Source organism: Achromobacter sp. (genome assembly GCF_057314935.1).
Window position 1 is genome coordinate 1 of record NZ_DBHKZA010000075.1, and the last position, 16384, is coordinate 16384.

At 63.2% G+C, this 16384-nt stretch carries 11 protein-coding genes; 7 read left to right on the plus strand and 4 right to left on the minus strand.

Annotated elements, in window-relative coordinates; all coding sequences use genetic code 11:
• The 5 genes from ACO6D5_RS23400 to ACO6D5_RS23420 form a co-directional block, all read left to right on the plus strand.
• Positions 1-1490, plus strand: a 1490-nt coding sequence (locus tag ACO6D5_RS23400) for a sugar ABC transporter ATP-binding protein (RefSeq protein WP_485826689.1), incomplete at its 5' end; no start/stop codon positions are given.
• The gene (locus ACO6D5_RS23405; protein WP_485826690.1) at positions 1490-2530 is read left to right on the plus strand and encodes an ABC transporter permease; all 1041 of its coding nucleotides are present in this window, start codon (positions 1490-1492) and stop codon (positions 2528-2530) included. The genes ACO6D5_RS23400 and ACO6D5_RS23405, both read left to right, overlap by 1 nt.
• The gene (locus ACO6D5_RS23410; protein WP_485826691.1) at positions 2527-3507 is read left to right on the plus strand and encodes an aldo/keto reductase; all 981 of its coding nucleotides are present in this window, start codon (positions 2527-2529) and stop codon (positions 3505-3507) included. The genes ACO6D5_RS23405 and ACO6D5_RS23410 overlap by 4 nt, the downstream gene beginning before the upstream one ends.
• A gap of 17 nt (positions 3508-3524) precedes the next feature.
• Positions 3525-4379: a class I fructose-bisphosphate aldolase gene (locus ACO6D5_RS23415; protein WP_485826692.1), complete on the plus strand. Its 855-nt coding sequence runs from the start codon at positions 3525-3527 to the stop codon at positions 4377-4379.
• 71 nt (positions 4380-4450) lie between these two features.
• Entirely contained in the window at positions 4451-5251 is an 801-nt protein-coding gene (locus ACO6D5_RS23420; RefSeq protein WP_485826693.1) for an APH(3')-II family aminoglycoside O-phosphotransferase, read from the plus strand.
• A 37-nt stretch (positions 5252-5288) separates the two neighbouring features.
• On the opposite strand, the gene ACO6D5_RS23425 is transcribed toward ACO6D5_RS23420, so the two are convergent.
• Positions 5289-5972, minus strand: coding sequence for a response regulator (locus ACO6D5_RS23425; RefSeq protein ID WP_485826694.1), 684 nt, complete (start codon positions 5970-5972; stop codon positions 5289-5291).
• Positions 5973-6654: 682 nt separating this feature from the next.
• Between ACO6D5_RS23425 and ACO6D5_RS23430 the strand changes: the two genes are divergently transcribed.
• Together ACO6D5_RS23430 and ACO6D5_RS23435 are read left to right on the plus strand one after the other, a co-directional pair.
• On the plus strand, positions 6655-8175 hold the full coding sequence (locus tag ACO6D5_RS23430) for a ShlB/FhaC/HecB family hemolysin secretion/activation protein (RefSeq protein ID WP_485826695.1): 1521 nt from the start codon (positions 6655-6657) through the stop codon (positions 8173-8175).
• Positions 8176-8246: 71 nt separating this feature from the next.
• Entirely contained in the window at positions 8247-11474 is a 3228-nt protein-coding gene (locus ACO6D5_RS23435; RefSeq protein ID WP_485826696.1) for a two-partner secretion domain-containing protein, read from the plus strand.
• A gap of 110 nt (positions 11475-11584) precedes the next feature.
• On the opposite strand, the gene ACO6D5_RS23440 is transcribed toward ACO6D5_RS23435, so the two are convergent.
• The 3 genes from ACO6D5_RS23440 to ACO6D5_RS23450 all read right to left on the minus strand — a co-directional run bounded on the left by ACO6D5_RS23440 (position 11585) and on the right by ACO6D5_RS23450 (position 16339).
• A complete protein-coding gene (locus ACO6D5_RS23440) occupies positions 11585-12427 on the minus strand; it encodes a fimbrial protein (protein WP_485826697.1) in 843 nt (280 codons plus the stop codon).
• Positions 12428-12902: 475 nt separating this feature from the next.
• Positions 12903-13670, minus strand: coding sequence for a fimbrial biogenesis chaperone (locus ACO6D5_RS23445; protein WP_485826698.1), 768 nt, complete (start codon positions 13668-13670; stop codon positions 12903-12905).
• The gene (locus ACO6D5_RS23450; protein WP_485826699.1) at positions 13667-16339 is read right to left on the minus strand and encodes a fimbria/pilus outer membrane usher protein; all 2673 of its coding nucleotides are present in this window, start codon (positions 16337-16339) and stop codon (positions 13667-13669) included. The genes ACO6D5_RS23445 and ACO6D5_RS23450 overlap by 4 nt, the downstream gene beginning before the upstream one ends.
• Positions 16340-16384: the final 45 nt, after the last annotated feature.

Consider the following 16384-nt stretch of genomic DNA (forward strand, 5'->3'; position numbering starts at 1 on the left):
ACGGCATCGCCAAGCGTTTCGGGGCGTCGCGCGCGCTGGCCGGCGTGCATTTCTCGCTGCAACGGGGCGAAATCCACGCCCTGTGCGGCGAGAACGGCGCCGGCAAGTCGACGTTGATGAAAATCATCGACGGCATCCACGCGCCTGACGAGGGCGACATCCGGCTGAACGGCGAGCGCGTGGTCATCGACGGGCCGGCCCACGCCATGCGGCTGGGCATCGGTCTGGTCCACCAGGAAATCGCGCTGTGCGGCGACGCCACGGTAGCCGAGAACATCTTCATGCCCGAGATCACCACCCGGCCGCGCGCCTGGATGGACTTCGCCAGCCTGAATGCGCGCGCCGCCCAGGTGCTGGCAAGGCTGGGGCAGCAGATCGACCCTGGCCTGCGCGTGGACGACCTGGGCATCTCCAGCCAGCAACTGGTCGAAATCGCCAAAGCACTGACCCTGGACTGCAAAGTCCTGATCCTGGATGAACCCACGGCGGCGCTGACCGAAGTGGAATCCGCCGCCCTCTTCCGCGTGCTGCACGATCTGAAAGCACAGGGCATCGGCATCATCTACATCAGCCACCGCATGGCCGAGATCTTCCAGCACTGCGACCGCGTCACCGTCCTGCGCGACGGCCGCGACGTACTCTGCGCTCCGCTGTCGGGCCTGACGCCGGATGCGCTGGTGCGCAGCATGGTCGGGCGGGACCTGGGCTGCTACTACCCGCCCAAACAGGCGGCAGGCGGTAACGCCGCCCCCTTGCTTGAAGTCGACGGCATCGCCGACGACGTCAGCGTGCACGGCATCTCGTTCACGCTCAAGCGCGGCGAGATCCTGGGCATCTCGGGCCTGATGGGCGCCGGGCGCAGCGAACTGGCCGAGACCCTGTGCGGTCTGCGGCGCGCGCGGCGCGGCAGCGTGCGGTTGCGAGGCGAACCGCTGCGGATCCGCCGCTACGGCGACGCCCTGCGCCATGGCATCGCCTACCTCAGCGAAGACCGCAAGGCGGCGGGCCTGTTCCTGGAACTTCCCATTGAACAGAACATATCGTCGATGGCGCTGGCCCGCATCAGTTCGCGTTTCGGCCTGTTGCGGCGACGCGCGGAACGGCGCCTGGCCACGGAGCTGGGCGCACGGCTCAAGCTCAAGTCCGACGGCGTGGCCATCGACGCCGCAAGCCTGTCGGGCGGCAACCAGCAGAAGGTCGCGATCGCCAAATTGCTGGCCACCAACCCCGCTGTGCTGCTGATGGACGAACCCACGCGCGGCGTGGACGTGGGCGCCAAATCCGAGATCCATCACATCCTGCGCGACCTGGCCAGCCAGGGCGTGGGCGTGGTCGTGATCTCTTCCGAACTGCCCGAAATTATCGGGCTATGCGACCGGGCGCTGGTGATCCGCGACGGCCGCCTGGCCGGCGAGCTGGCGGCCAGCGAAATGACTGAAGAAAGGCTGCTGAGACTAGCCTCGGGCCTCAGCGCCCAGGAGACGATCTGATGTCCGAACTCAAACCCTCCCCCGCGGCCGACGCCGTTCTGCAGCATGACGCCGGACTGACGCCCGCGCGCCCCGCCACCGGGGTCCCGTTGCGGCACCGGCTGGCAAGCATGCGCGAAGCCGGCCTGTTGTTGATCATTGCGCTCCTTGCCATCGGCATGAGCTTCGCGTCGCCGCATTTCCTGACCTGGGAAAACATACGCGCGATGCTGTTGTCGTTTTCCATCGAAGGCATCGTCGTGGTCGGCATGACCCTGCTGGTGATCGTGGGCGGCATCGACCTGTCGGTAGGCTCCGTCGTCTGCATGGCCATGGTGATCACCGGCAAGCTGTTCCTGATGGGCGTGGACCCATGGACCGCCAGCCTGGCCGCCATCGCAGCAAGCGGCGTCGTGGGCGCGCTGATCGGCCTGTGCGTGACCCGCATCGGGCTCAGCCATTTCATCGCGTCCCTGGCCTTCATGGTGATCGTGCGCGGCTTGTCGCTGGCCATCACGCAGGGCACGCCGCAGTCGCTGTTCTCGCTACCGGCGCAGTTCAAGTTCATCGGCCAGGGCGTCATCGGAGGCATCCCCGCCGTCATCCTGATCTTCGCCGCCATCGTCATCGTCAGCGACTTCGCCTTGCGCCGGGCGGCGCTGCTGCGCAAGGTGTTCTACACCGGCAGCAATGAAAAAGCCGCCCTGTATTCCGGCATCCGCACAGGCCGCGTGAAGTTCTGGGTCACCGTGCTGTGCTCGACACTCGCGGGGCTGGCGGGTGTGGTCTACACCGCACGCTTCGGCGCCGCCACGCCCACCTTCGGCCTGGGAATGGAACTGAACGTGATCGCCGCCGTGGTGATCGGCGGCGCCAGCCTGAAAGGCGGCTCCGGCACGGTCCTGGGCGCCGTGCTGGGTCTTGCCCTGCTCTCGGTCGTCACCAGTTCTCTGATCCTGCTGGATGTCTCGCCGTACTGGCAAGACGTCGTCAAGGGCCTGATCCTGCTGGCCGCCGTCACCGTCGACCATCTTATGAACGTCAAGAAAGGACACCGATGAACATCACAACACTGGGCGCGTCCGGCATCGAATGCGAAACCGTCGGCCTGGGCACCTGGGCCATGGGCGGCTGGATGTGGGGCGGCGGCGACGACGCCGCAGCCATCGACGCCATCCGCGCGTCCGTGGACGCCGGCGTCCGCCTGATCGATACCGCGCCCGCCTATGGCCTGGGGCATGCCGAACGCCTGGTCGGCACCGCGCTGAAAGGACGCCGGCACGACGCCGTCATCGCCACCAAATGCGGGCTGGTCTGGCACACGCAACAGGGCGCGCACTTCTTCGACGAAGACGGCAAACCGGTGCACCGCCATCTGGGCCGCGCCTCCATCTTCCATGAAGTGGAACAAAGCCTGGCCCGCCTGCAAACGGATTACATCGACCTCTACATCACGCACTGGCAGGACAGCACCACGCCGGTCGCCGAAACCATGGGCGCGCTGCTTGACCTGAAGCGCCAGGGCAAGATCCGCGCCATCGGGATCAGCAACGCCACGCCCGAGACGCTGGCCGAATACCTGGAGCAGGGCCCCGTGGACGCCATCCAGGAACGCTACAGCCTGATCGACCGCGACATCGAATCCACGCTGCTGCCCCCATGCCGGGACCACGGCGTGGCCTCGCTGGGCTATTCGTCGCTGGCGCTGGGCCTGCTGGCCGGCCCGATCGACCCCGACCGGCAATTCACGGGCGACGATCAGCGCGCCGGCAACCCGCGCTTTTCCGCTGCCAACCGCCAGCGGCTCAAAGCCTTCTTCGAGGCATTGGCTCCCTTACAGCAACGCCTGGATTGCTCGTACGCGCAGTTGATGATCGCCTGGACCACCCGCAACGGCGGGGTCAGCACCGCCCTGTGCGGCGCGCGCACGCCCGCGCAGGCGATCCAGAACGCCGGCGCGGCCGACCTCAGGCTGGATACGGCCGCCCTCGCCGCCATCGACGCGGCCGCCGCCCGCCATCTTGCCACCCTCGACTGACGGACAAGGAAACCTCCATGACGCACAACAAAGAAGCGCGCCTGAACCGCCTGCTGACCGCCGGGCGTTGCCTGGACATCGCCGTCGACCACGGCGTCTGCAACGAACCCGGATTCCTGGACGGCCTGGAAGACATGCCCGCCGTCATCGACCAGTTGGCCGCGGCGCGCCCCGACGCCATCCAGCTCAACTACGGCCAAGCCGGCCTGCTGCAGCAGCGCCCGGGGCGTGAAAAGCCCGCGCTGGTGATGCGCCTGGACATGGGCAACCCCTACAACGCCACCACGCACCGCGTGATGTGGGCCGTGCTCCAGAACACCCAGGACCCGGTGCTGCCCGCCATACAAATGGACGCGGCCTGCGTCGTCGTCAACCTGTTCATGCTGCCCGACGAACCCGACCTGTTCCGCCAATGCGTCTCGAACATCGCGCGCGTCAGGGCCGACTGCGACCGCTACGGCATGCCGCTGATGATCGAACCGCTGGTCATGGCGCCCCACTCTGCCCGCGGCGGCTACATGGTGGACGGCGACGCCGAAAAGATCGTGACACTGGTGCGCCTGGCTCGCGAAATGGGCGCCGACATCATCAAGGCCGATCCCACCACCGAAACCCGCGATTTCCACCGCGTGGTACAGGCGGCTCGATGCCCCGTTCTGGTGCGAGGCGGCGGCCGTGAAGACCTGCAACGCGTATTCGGCCGGTCATGGGAACTGCTGGACCAGGGCGCGGTGGGCCTGGTGTACGGACGCAACGTCTACCAGCACGCTAATCCAGCGGCGGTGGTGCGGGCATTGATGGCGATGATCCATCAGGGCGCCAGCGCGCGGGACGCGTGGCAACAGTACGAAAGCGATTTCGGGCGCGGATAGCGCCAAGTGTGGCCAAGTCTGATTATCATGTCGAAGCTCGCTCTGAAGCCGCATAGAGAATTGGCAAGCCAATGGAATCGCTCAATACAACGGACTGCAACCGCATCGCCCTGCCCGCCAAGTGGCGCGACGGCTTCGCTCATGCCGCCATCGAACAACAGTCCATTGGCGAGTCGCGCGCAGACGTGTTCCGCGTGCGGCGTCCCGGCCAGCCAGACCTATTTCTGAAATCAGAATCTGCCAGCTCCGTGAACGAGTTGCCCGACGAGATCAATCGCCTTCGCTGGTTGATGCAGATCGGCCAACCGGCCCCCATCGTGCTCGATTCCGTAGACGACGGTGGCCGCCACTGGCTGCTGATGACTGCGCTGGAAGGCTGCGACCTGGCCAGTGCCCCTCTGCCCCCGGGCCAAGTCATTGGCCTGTTGGCCACCGCCTTGCGCAACCTGCATCGCGTCCCGACTGCATCCTGCCCGTTCGACCACAGGCTGGCGCCCCGCATCGCTGACGCAAAACGGCGCGTCGACGCCGGATTGGTTGATGAAGCGGATTTTGACGATGAAAGACTGGGGCAATCAGCCGGCCAGGTGCTGGCCGAACTGCTATCGACCTGCCCTACGGCACATGACTTGGTCGTCACGCATGGGGATGCCTGCCTGCCGAACTTCATGGTCGACGGTAACCGTTTCACCGGTTTCATCGACTGCGGCCGATTGGGCATCGCAGACCGCTTTCAAGACCTTGCCCTGGCTGCGCGCAGCATCGCCCGCAATGTCGGCGAGGAATGGGTTGCGCCCTTCTTCCGCGAGTATGGCGTCGCGCCCGACGCGCAACGCATCAAGTTCTATTGCCTGCTGGACGAGTTCTTCTGACGTGCTGGGTGGCCGATGCCGCCCCGTCGTGCTGCAGCTAGCCAGCCGGCTCGGCGTCAGTGGCGCCGGGCATGTCCAGCGACGTCTTGATTCCGTTGCTGAGCACGTGCCGAACCAGCGCGGCGTCAGTTGTCACACCCAGCTTTCGCATCGCGCTTCGCTTCTGGGTGCTTACCGTCTGCACGCTGCGATGCACGAGTCCGGCGATGTCGGTAATCGTTCCCCCCGCGCAGAATAGCCGGACGATCTCCGTTTCGCGAGGCGTCAGCCTTTCCACGTCACCCATCCTCATGTTGTGCATGAAGAGTTCCTGAATCACGGGCGAATAGTACCGTCGACCGGCGGATGCAGAATTCACCGCACTCAGAAGATGACTGGGAGAATCGCATTTACTTACCACCCCCATGATCTCTTGCCGTACCAGCGCCCATATCAACATGGGATTATCGGACATCGTATGAATGATCGTGCGCAGATTCGGGTAGTTTCGCGCCAGATACGACACCAGCGCCAAACCGTCGCCGTATTTTCCGCCGGGCATCGAGAAATCTGAAATCAGTAAGTCGCAGCGATTTTCGTTGAGCAACTCAACGAGCTCCGTTGAATCCTTGGCGTGGCCAACAATGACAATCGCGGGGTTTTCGCTCAACACCGCCTGCACCCCCAAGGATACGGCAGGATGGTCATCGGCCAGTGCGACGAATATATGGGCTTCAGACACCAGGACTCTCCCCTTTATCAAGCGCAGGACCATCAACACCGATTTAATTGTAGACGGCACCTCATGCCAAATGCGCTTCCAATTTATTTACCAGACGATCTGCACCCCTCAATTTAGGACTCAATTACCCCCAACCCTCTCGATATCTAGGACTAATTCCCGCAATACAACACCAATTCTCCGAAGTCCGCACGAACCTCAATAAAAGTTCTAGAGAATCACGTGCATAGCTAAATTATTTTCCGAATACACCGCACTTCAATCTCGTAGTCTTACTAACTCTCTTCGTCTTACACATACCTATAGTCATCGCATGTGGCAACGACACCGGAACGAGCTTGTCCCGGGCCCTTGTCGCACGCGCTGAGCAAAGGTAGCGGCCTTTCGCTCGAACAATAAAAAAGACCCAGAGAGGACCGTTGCGAAAGACGGTTAGAACGAATTGATATTGCGAAACGCCGTGGCGCTGCTGCGCCAAAAATCTCCCCCTTCTTTTCCCTCGGATCCATTTCCGTTCCGTAGCGGCCTGGCTCACCGAGCTTGTCAGGGGATCGGCGGACTTCTGCTGGCGCTGTCACATACCACGACGCCGGCTCAGATACCTGACGCCGGCCGGTCGCTGCGCGAACTTGAATCGACGCTGCCCGCGCTTGCCCCGCCGGCTTCGCAACCCGGTCTGGACGTGTCGGGCTCTGCCCCCGCGCGGCCCTCGGCCACGGGCCAATCAGAAGGCCCCAAGGTGGCCATCAGCGGCTTTCATCTGCAAGGCAATCATGTGTTTCCGGCCGCAGATCTGCTGGCCCTGCTAGCCGATCTGACCGGTACGCAGCAAGACCTTGACGGCCTGCGCGCCGCCGCCGACCGCATCACCAGGTTCTATCAAGACCACGGCTATCTACTGGCCCGGGCCTACCTCCCGCCGCAAGAAATCGTCGATGGCCTCGTCCAGATCGCCATTCAGGAAGGCGTCTATGGCGGCCTGACGCTCACCAACCGAACTCGCGTTCGCGACTCGGTCCTGCGTCGGGCGCTTTCCCCGTTGCGCCCAGGCGACGTCGTGCACCTTGAAGCGCTGGACAACCGCCTGATGCTCGTCAACGACATTCCCGGCGTCCGGGTCCAGGGCACCCTGCGCCCGGGGCAAGCCCCCGGTTCCACGGAACTGTTCATCGATGCCGACCCCGGCCCCCTCGTGGCCGGCAGCCTGGACGCCGACAACTTCGGGGGCTATTACACCGGCGAGTTTCGCCTGGCCGGCAGCCTGGACGTGAACAGTCCGCTGCGCCTGGGCGACCAGTTGAACCTGCGCCTGCTGACCAGCGACAAGAAGCAGCGCTATTACCGCATGGCCTATCAAGTGCCGGTCGGCCCCGGCCTGACCCGCCTGGGCGCCAGCGTCTCCAACATGAGCTATCGCCTGGGCAGGGATTTCGACCTGCTGCAAGCGCACGGCAACGCCTCCATCGCGAGCGTCTTCGTTCAGCAACCGGTCTTGCGGGGCCGCAGCATCAATCTGCAGGCGCAACTGCAGTACGAAGACAAGAGCATGCGCGACGCCATGGATCTGTTCGACGTCGTCAGCCGCAAGCATATCGGCCTATGGACGGCATCCCTTAGCGGCAACAACGACGACGCCTTCCTGGGCGGCGGCCGCAATGCCCTGTACCTGTCCTACGGCGTCGGCTCACTGCAGCTGCGCGACGCAGCCAGCCGCCAGGGCGACCGCCTCTACAACCGCGCGGCCGGCCGGTTCGGCAAGGCCAACCTCACCCTGCTGCGCCTGCAGAACCTGCCCGACCCTTTCATGCTGTCCGCGCAACTCAGCGCGCAACGGGCATCGAAGAACCTGGACAGCTCCGAGAAATTCAGCCTGGGCGGGCCATTCGGCGTACGTGCCTTTCCCAATGGGGCCGGCAGCGGAGATGAAGGCTGGCAAGGCAGCCTGGACCTGCGCTACCTGCCGCTTCCCGGCCTGCAACTGGCGGCCTTCGTGGACAAGGGCGCCGTGCGGCTCAACAAACGCCCGAGGATCGGCGGCCGCAACAGCCAGCATCTGTCGGCCGCGGGCGTGAGTCTGATCCAGACCGGCCGCCAGCACCAGATCACGCTGACCGCGGCATGGCCGCTGGAGCAGAACAACTATCGACAAGAAGGCCCCAAACGCGAACCGCGCTTGTGGTTCCAGGCCACCCGTCTTTTCTGACCCCGACGCGTTTACGCGTTTTTCAACCCCGCACGGAACTTCTCCCGTGCGTCACTTGCAAGAAGGAAGACATGAACAAGTCCTATACCGTGGTATGGAATGAATCCAAGGGATGCTGGAGCGTCGCCGGCGAATCCGCCAAGCAACGCGGCAAGTCCAGCTGCTCTGGCGTACGCGCCGGCGTCATGGCGGCAGTCGCGCTCGGGCTGACGGCATTGATGCCGGCGGCGAACGCGCTGCCCACCGTCGGTGTCGTGACCCATGGCACGGCCAACATCCAGACCATCGGCCAGGATATGGTCGTCGGCCAGACCACGCCCAAGGCCGTCATCAAATGGGACAGCTTCGGCGTCGACTACGGCGAACGCCTCACCTTCAACCAGCAGGCCAGCGACATGGTCCTGAACTATGTGTCCCGCGCCTCCCCCTCCCTCATCAATGGCAGCCTCAATGCGAGCGGCAAGGTATTCATCGTCAATCCCCAGGGCATCGTCTTCAACGGCGCAGCCCAGGTGAACGTGGGCGGGCTGGTGGCCTCGACACGATCGGTCAACCCCGATCTTTTCTACAACAACACCAACGGCGAATTCATTTTCGAAGGCGGCGGGACGAACTTCGTCGAGAACAACGGCGCGCGGATCACCGCCCAAGGCGGTGACGTGGTGTTTCTGGGCGCGCGCGCTCTCAACAGCGGCATGATCCGCGCCAATGGCGGCACGGTCGCCCTGGGCGCGGGAGACCGCTTCACCGTCAGCATGGGAAGCGGCCTGCTCAAGCTGGAAGTCAATGCCGCGTCCACCCAGGCCCTGGCGCAGAATGCGGGGATGATCCAGGCTAGCGACGGGCAAGTGTTGCTAAAGGCCAGGCACGCAAATGCCTCGCCCTTGACGACGGTCGTCAACAATAGCGGCATCATCGAAGCCAACATGCTGAACAACGCCTCTGGCAAAATCGTGCTGGACGGGGGCGCTCGAGGCGTCGTGGACGTGGCCGGCCGGCTCACCGCGAATGCGTTCACCGGCCCTGGCAACGGCGGCGCCATTGAAGCATCCGGTCAGCGTGTTCGTGTCCGAATGGGCACCACCTTCGATACCCGAGCCATCAATGGCTATACCGGCAACGTCAAGATCGCCGCTAGCGAAGTCAAGGTCGAAAAAGGCACACCCGCCATCGTCGACGCGACGATTCACGCCAACACGCTGAACCGCAACCTGGCCGATAACAACATCGAACTGGTCAGCACTGTCGGCGACGTGGAGGTCAACGCGCCCATCAACTGGAGCAGCGGCAACAGCCTGACGCTGAACGCGCAACACGGCGCCTCGGGCAAGACGGTTCTGAACAGCACCGTGGCAACGAACGGCACGGGAAGCGCGCTGCTCCTCAAGGCGGACGATCGCATCCAGATCAACGACCAGATCAAGTTAAGCGGCAGTGGCAACCGCCTTGCGCTGAACACCACCACTGCCGCTAACGGCACCGGTCCAGCCGCCTCAAACCCGGCATCCGCCAATTATTTCTTGGGCGGATCCCAGGCCAACATCACCTTGAACGGGGACGGCGCCGCTTTCCTGTCGAACGACATCCCTCACAACATCATCCAGAATCAGCATGATCTGCAAGCCGTCAACCGCAACCTTAACGGTCGCTACGTGTTGGGCGTGGATTTGCACGGCACGGATATGTTCCAGTCGATCGGTGGCGCCTACGCCACCTTCAACGGTTCCTTCGACGGCCTGGGCCACACACTGACCGGCTTCAATGTGGTCAATGGTGGCGGCAACGTCGGATTATTTTCGTCCTCGGCCGGCATTATTCGCAATCTGGCCCTGACCTCCATGACCGTCAGTTCATCCAACTCCGGCGCCATGCCCCTGTCCGTGGGTACCCTGGCTGGCCGCAACGCCGGCCTGATCGACAACGTGCGCGTCTCCGCCACCACCGTCTATGGCGACAATTATCGTTTCAACGTCACGGGCGGCCTGGTCGGCACCAACGACGGCGGCACCATCAGTAATTCGACGTTCGCGGGGGAGGTCTACAGTGGTTCGGCAACCCACACCCTGGGCGGATTGGTCGGTATCAACCAGGCAAGCTTGTCTTCCCTGGCCACCATCCTCGACAGCCATACGTCCGGCACGGTCAGCGGAAACCTGCTGACTAACGACCTGGGCGGAATGGGGGGGCTGGCTGGCGCCAACAACGGCGGCGTCATCCAAAATTCGGGCAGTACATCGTCGGTCGTTTCCTACAGCGCCAAGCGCAATATCGGCGGGCTGGTGGGGGTGAACCACAACGGTCTTCTCGACAGCGTCAGAAGTTCCGGAACGGTGTCCGCGTCGAACGCCAACAATGCGGGTGGCTTGGTCGGCATCAACAGCGGCGTTATCACCCAAGGCCATAGCAGCGGCCAAGTCGTGGGCACTACAAACAGCACCATCGGCGGATTGATTGGCCTGAATACCGGTGGCACCGTTTCAGACTCCACAGCCTCCGGCAAGGTCGACAACTACAACGGCGCAAACACAGGCGGGTTGGTCGGCGCCAACCACAACGGCACTTTGCGCAATGTTCAGGCCAGTGGCGACGGCGTCGAAGATAACTGGAATGCCGGCAACATCGGCGGCCTGGTGGGCTACAACGGCGACGGTAGCGTGATCCAGAACGGCGTGGCCAGCAGCGCCACGGTCAACGCCTATTACCCCAACTCGGGCACCCGCATCGGGGGCCTTGTAGGGGCCAACGGCGGCACCATTGAGTATGGTGTCTCAAGCGTCGCCGATGTCCGAGCGGGCGAGTACGCCACGATAGGCGGTCTGGTAGGAGAGAATCACGGACGCATTTCGGGTTCTAGCTCAGCCAGCACGGTGCAAGCCGGTAGTTACAGCGTGGCAGGTGGATTGGTGGGGCAAAACTCGGGAACGATAACGGCCGGATACGCCAGCGGCATCGTGGCGGGCGACTCTTACGCCACCGTCGGGGGCCTGGTGGGCCACAATCTGCTGCGAGGCATAATCGACTACTCTTCCGCCGCCGGCCGCGTCACAGGCTCTCAATCGGGCTGGTCTTCTTATTGGGGGTATGGCATGACAATGGGCGGGCTGGTCGGCTTGAACGAAGGCCAAGCCACCTATTCCCAAACATCCACCCAGGTAGACTTCGCCCCCGGCCAAAGCCAAATCTTCGGGGCGCTTGTTGGGGTCAACGCTGGCGCGATGCTGGGCAACACCGTGTCTGCATCTGCTAGCCAGGTACCGCTGGCGGGCGCCAACTACGGCATGATCGATATGTCTTGGTGATAAAGGCGGGTTGACCGGCCGGCGCGGTTGCGCCGGCATGAACGCTTTGGCCGCCGCGACAACGCGGCGGCCAAGTTGCGCTTACCGCTCAGCCGGTATGCGTCCAGTCTTCAATCATAGAAAATCTTGAAATTGACTTGGCTAATAGCGGCGCCGGGCTGGACACCGCGCACGCCGGACTGATCTACCCGCTTGTAACGGGCTTCCAAGGCGATCTCAGCCATGGCATTCGCAGCAACGCCCGAGGCAGGAATGTTGTCAAAATCGTATCTGGTGCCGACGGTGCCAGGGCCATCACCAATACTTAACGCAGAAGATTGGCCAGCCCGGGTAAGGATAATGCCAAGATTCTTTGCGACCCCCACGTGACCCGCGTCTTTGAGCTGTAGGACGCTGCCCGAGGCGCCCGGCACCAAGCCGTATTGCGCATTGAACGCAATCCTGGGTTTGGCCCCCGCCGCGCAACTATTTACCGACACACTGAAGGGAACCTGCCGGCCAACATCTCCATCGTTCGGAAAATCGCTGACGCGGTGGGTGTTCATCGGCAGCGTGAACCCCGCGCCTGTGAATTTGGCGTCCACTGTACACGTGGCTTCGATAACCGGCCCCCCACCCTCAAGGGTCAACATATCCGAGACGTCGTATTCCAGGCGCTGGTAGCACTGGACGCCCCCTCCCGGCGGCACGGGTCCATCGTCAAGGGGCGCAACCAAATGTGCACCCACGTCCGGTGCCAATGCCTCGGGCCGCTGCAGCGTCACGGCTTCAAACACGGTGCTGCTCCACCCGGGATCCAGACCCGTCACAGTGTGTGTGCCTGGCGCCACATCCCCTATCACCACCAGCTCTATCTCGATCGAAGTGCCATATTGCTCTTTGTTGCCCACTACCACCAACGGCGGGAGCGAGGACGTGATCCTGGCGGTATACAGCGTCAAAAAATCATCCATTCGCTCTGCCTTGACCACGGCGGAGCCTTTCTTGACGCGAATGCCCAACCCTTTCACGTTGGTGGGAACAAGGGCACCCGCATACGGAGGCCCTCCCGACCACCTTCCACCGATGAGCATTTTGGGCTTGGCCCCCGTGTCGTCTCGACGCACGAAAGTCCCCTCGGAGCTCAGGCTCAACGTGCGCGTGGCGATCACGTTGTCAACCGTGGACGTGTCCAGGCCTGTCTTGACCCAAGGGGTCGCCCCCCCGACCGGGCTGGCGGAAAATTGGAATAGCGAGCAAGAGCGTAGGTAGTAATCGCGGGGTTGAGCCTGCGCCGCTCCTATCGAACCCGCTATTAGCGCGACGCCCAAGCCCAGTTGCCGGCCGTGCCGTCCAAGGCGAGGAAGAATCGAGACTGTTTTCATCGCTGATGTACTCCAAGAGGTGGCGTCCGCCCCTTTCCCGCTGGGCCGGGACGCATAGAAATCGTTAGCGGGGGGATGCGGCGCGCAGCGTTGCCGCACCGGGCACCACAAGGCCCAGGTCGTCGACGGCCTCAAATTCCAGCTTGTCGCCCGCCGGGGACGGCGCGGCCGTGTCCATGGGAAGCGAAAACCGTTCAACCGCCTTCGGCATGAGGGTCAGGCCCTTCAATTCGGTGGCCCCCTGTCTGCCGCGAATGCGGACGGTCGCCAGGGACACGCTGTACGGAGTGGGGTTCTCGGCCTGCAGGTAGGGCGCGCCCTGCGCCGTCCCGTGGTGGTAAGTCCATCGCACCTGCCCTGGCGCATCTTGGGGCGTGCCCGGCAGATCTTTGGGGCGGTACAACACTTTCATCACATAGCTCAACACCACCTGCAGCCTGTTCTCTGATTGGCCAGTGGATGGCGTATGCCGAAGGTTGATCCGCAAGACCGTTTCCTGATCTTGCGGCAGCGCCTCGCCCGTATACCGCAATTGCAACGCTTTACGCTCGCCGGGGTCGATTCTGAACAGGGTGGGCATCAGCACGAATGGCACTTGCAGACGGCTAAGGTCCGCTTCAGCCCCGCCGTCGTCTAGCCAGGCCTGCACAAGAATGGGGGCTTCGCCGGTGTTGCTAAGAGGAACCAAGACGTGCTTTGCCCCCTCGCGGTAGATGAAGCGGGTGCCGCTTACGGCCAGGTCAGCCCACGCAGCCGCCATCGGCAGGCACAGAAGCAACGGCAGCCATGCTATCGACCATCGCTTGGGAAACACGCGGTTGTATGTGCTCATCGGCGCGCCAGCGGAGACATCGGCCGTGCTTGCACGGGCACGGGGTGGCAGGTCTGTTGCAGCGTGTCGAAGCCGTCCTGTTTGACGCCTCTTGCGCGTTGCGGCAATTCATAGTCGATCTGGCATTGCTGCTCGGGCTTGCTGCCCCACTCTACGCGAACGGAACCTTGGTCTTGCGCCGCCCGCATGACAATGCGGCTGCCTTGGCCCACCCCGCCGATGGACTCGCCACTGGCGATATCAAACACCTCCGCTCCAAACGGAAGCGTGCTGCCATCGGGTCGCGTGCTGTCGATCAGCACGGGCCGCGCGCGCCGGGTGGGATAGGAAAGCAGCACAACCGCCCCCGCTCGCGGCGCCACGGTGCGGGAACTGTTCATCAATTCCACGTCATCGGACATGTCGCCCGGGTTCAGCTCAACGGTGTTGATCTGGTAGGGGGACAGGCTTGAAATCAGGCCATACCCACGGCTGTCGATCTTGCTCTGCCCGAATCCGACTCGAGCGTCCTCGGCATCCGGCGCATACAGCAGCCCCACGGTTTCGCCCATCATGGGCGCAAATGTCAGCCCGCCTTGGTGCGCCAGCACGCTTCCATTGGCCCGCAAATTGCCTTGCCGGTAGCCCGTTCCCTGGGAAACGCTGGCGCCCACGCTGGCCATCGGCGCCCGGTAGTCCAGGCTGCCGTTGGCCGAATTGCTGCCGGCACGGGTGTCTCGGGAAGCGGACACGGAATACGAAAGATCACCGGCTTGATCCAGGGTTCCTCCGACGCCCGTGGTCACGTTGGTGCCAGCCCGGCTGTCTCGACTGACGAACGTATTCATCACAGGCGCACGTGCGGAGCGACCCAATGGAAAAGATAGGTTGAACGCCAGCACCGTGTTCCGTTCACGGCCCGCCCTGTACACCGCGCTACCAGGCCATATGCTTTGCGATCGCTGCACGCTGAACGAATAGGACACATCGCGCCACTGGTTGGAGTACCCCATGCTGTAGTTCACGGCACTGCCAGAGCGCTTCCAGTATTGCGTTGCGATCCCGCTGGCGTATAGCGTTCCGCCGGATGAACCCAGGCGCTGGCTGATATTGAGGTCGAAACGATTGCGGGGCCGTCCCAGGTCGCCATAGTGTCTGCCTCGACCCGCATCGCGCATGGCGATCGCCTCGTTGAAGCCAACATAGCCTCTGGTGGAGTACCGGTAGGCCGCCAACGAAAAGTTGGTTCCGCTGTTTGGCAGATTCTTGCTGTAGGCAACGCGATAGCTGGAACCGGAAATGGTGGATTGAGCCGGCAGGTTCGCACTGGCCACGGTCACATCGCCGCCAAGTGCGCCCAACGACGTATTGAGCGCCATCCCGCCCATCGCAGCACCGTAATAGTCGCTGGCCGCCAGGCCTGCGTATCCGGTCACCATATTGCTCAGGCCGCGCCGGATGACGCCTTCGAATATGTTCTGACCGCTGCTACGGTTGACCGACGACATGGCGCGCCCGGCCGAGACCGAATAGCGCGTCGTCCCCGGACGCAGGAGCTCCACGCCGGTGGCGAACGGCACGATGAATCGACGCTCCTCGCCATTGGCTTCGACGACCTTGACCTCGAGATCGCCGCCGAAACCCGCAGCCTGCAGGGAGTCGATGGCAAACGGCCCTGGCGGCACCGTGACCTCGTAGATGAGAAATCCGCGCTGATATACCGATACCGAGGCGTTGGTGGACGCCGTGCCGCGTATCACCGGCGCGTAGTTACGAAGGCTTCGAGGAAGCATGCGCTCGTCACTACTGATATTCACGCCGCGAAACGATACAGCGTCGAAATAATCGCCGTTGGTGGAGGTTTCGCCGATGCGCAGCTGCGAACGCCATGCGGGAATGTCGGTACTGAGATAGGTCTGCCCACGCTGATAGTCCGCGCCAGCGCCCCTGGACCCCCACGTCAACGATCCCACGTGACGCAAGCGCCAGGCGCCCACGTTCAGCCCTGCATTCAAGCCTGCATAGGCCCGTGTGTAGCGATTCCCGCGGCTTTCCACGGTGTTGGCATTAGCGTTGTAGTTCAGCCTTCCTGACGTGATGCCGCTGTCCCAATAACTTGGATCGACGTAGTTGTCGGCCAATTCGGTGCGCAGGTAATAGGTCGGCACGGTCAGATACAGCCGTTGCTCTGCCAAATCGGTCTTGACCAAAACACCCGGCACGAATCGGTCCAGCTCCTCGCAAACCGGGTTGTCGCCCAGCGGCACCCGGCCTTGCTCGACGGCATAGCGGGCGCTGCGCTGAACGTCTAGGCCTGCGCGCTGCAAAAAGCCCACGTCGTAGCAGGGCTGTCCGCCAAGCGCCTGCGAACCGCGGTACTCGATATCCTGCGTGCCTCGCCACTTGCCGTTGACGTAGAGTTCCAGCCGGTACTTCCCCGGCGCAATAAAGCCGGTGCGCTCAAAGCGGGAAAGGTCAATGGTGTCGCCCCCGAGGCCAGGCATAAGAACCTGGGGGTCGAACTGGACCTGCCGCGTGGGCTCTACGGCCTGGGCCTCGGAACTGAAAGCCAGGGCCAACGCGACGATTAACCGCCTGGGCTTTAGCCGCGGTGCGGCATGACCGAAATCGTGTTCGTCCCGGCATTGGCTAATCACAAGACGTGTCTTTCCCCGCAGTGAAGCGTACATTCCAACCATCCAGATACAAGTGCTTTAGTGGTATGGCCGCTGAAG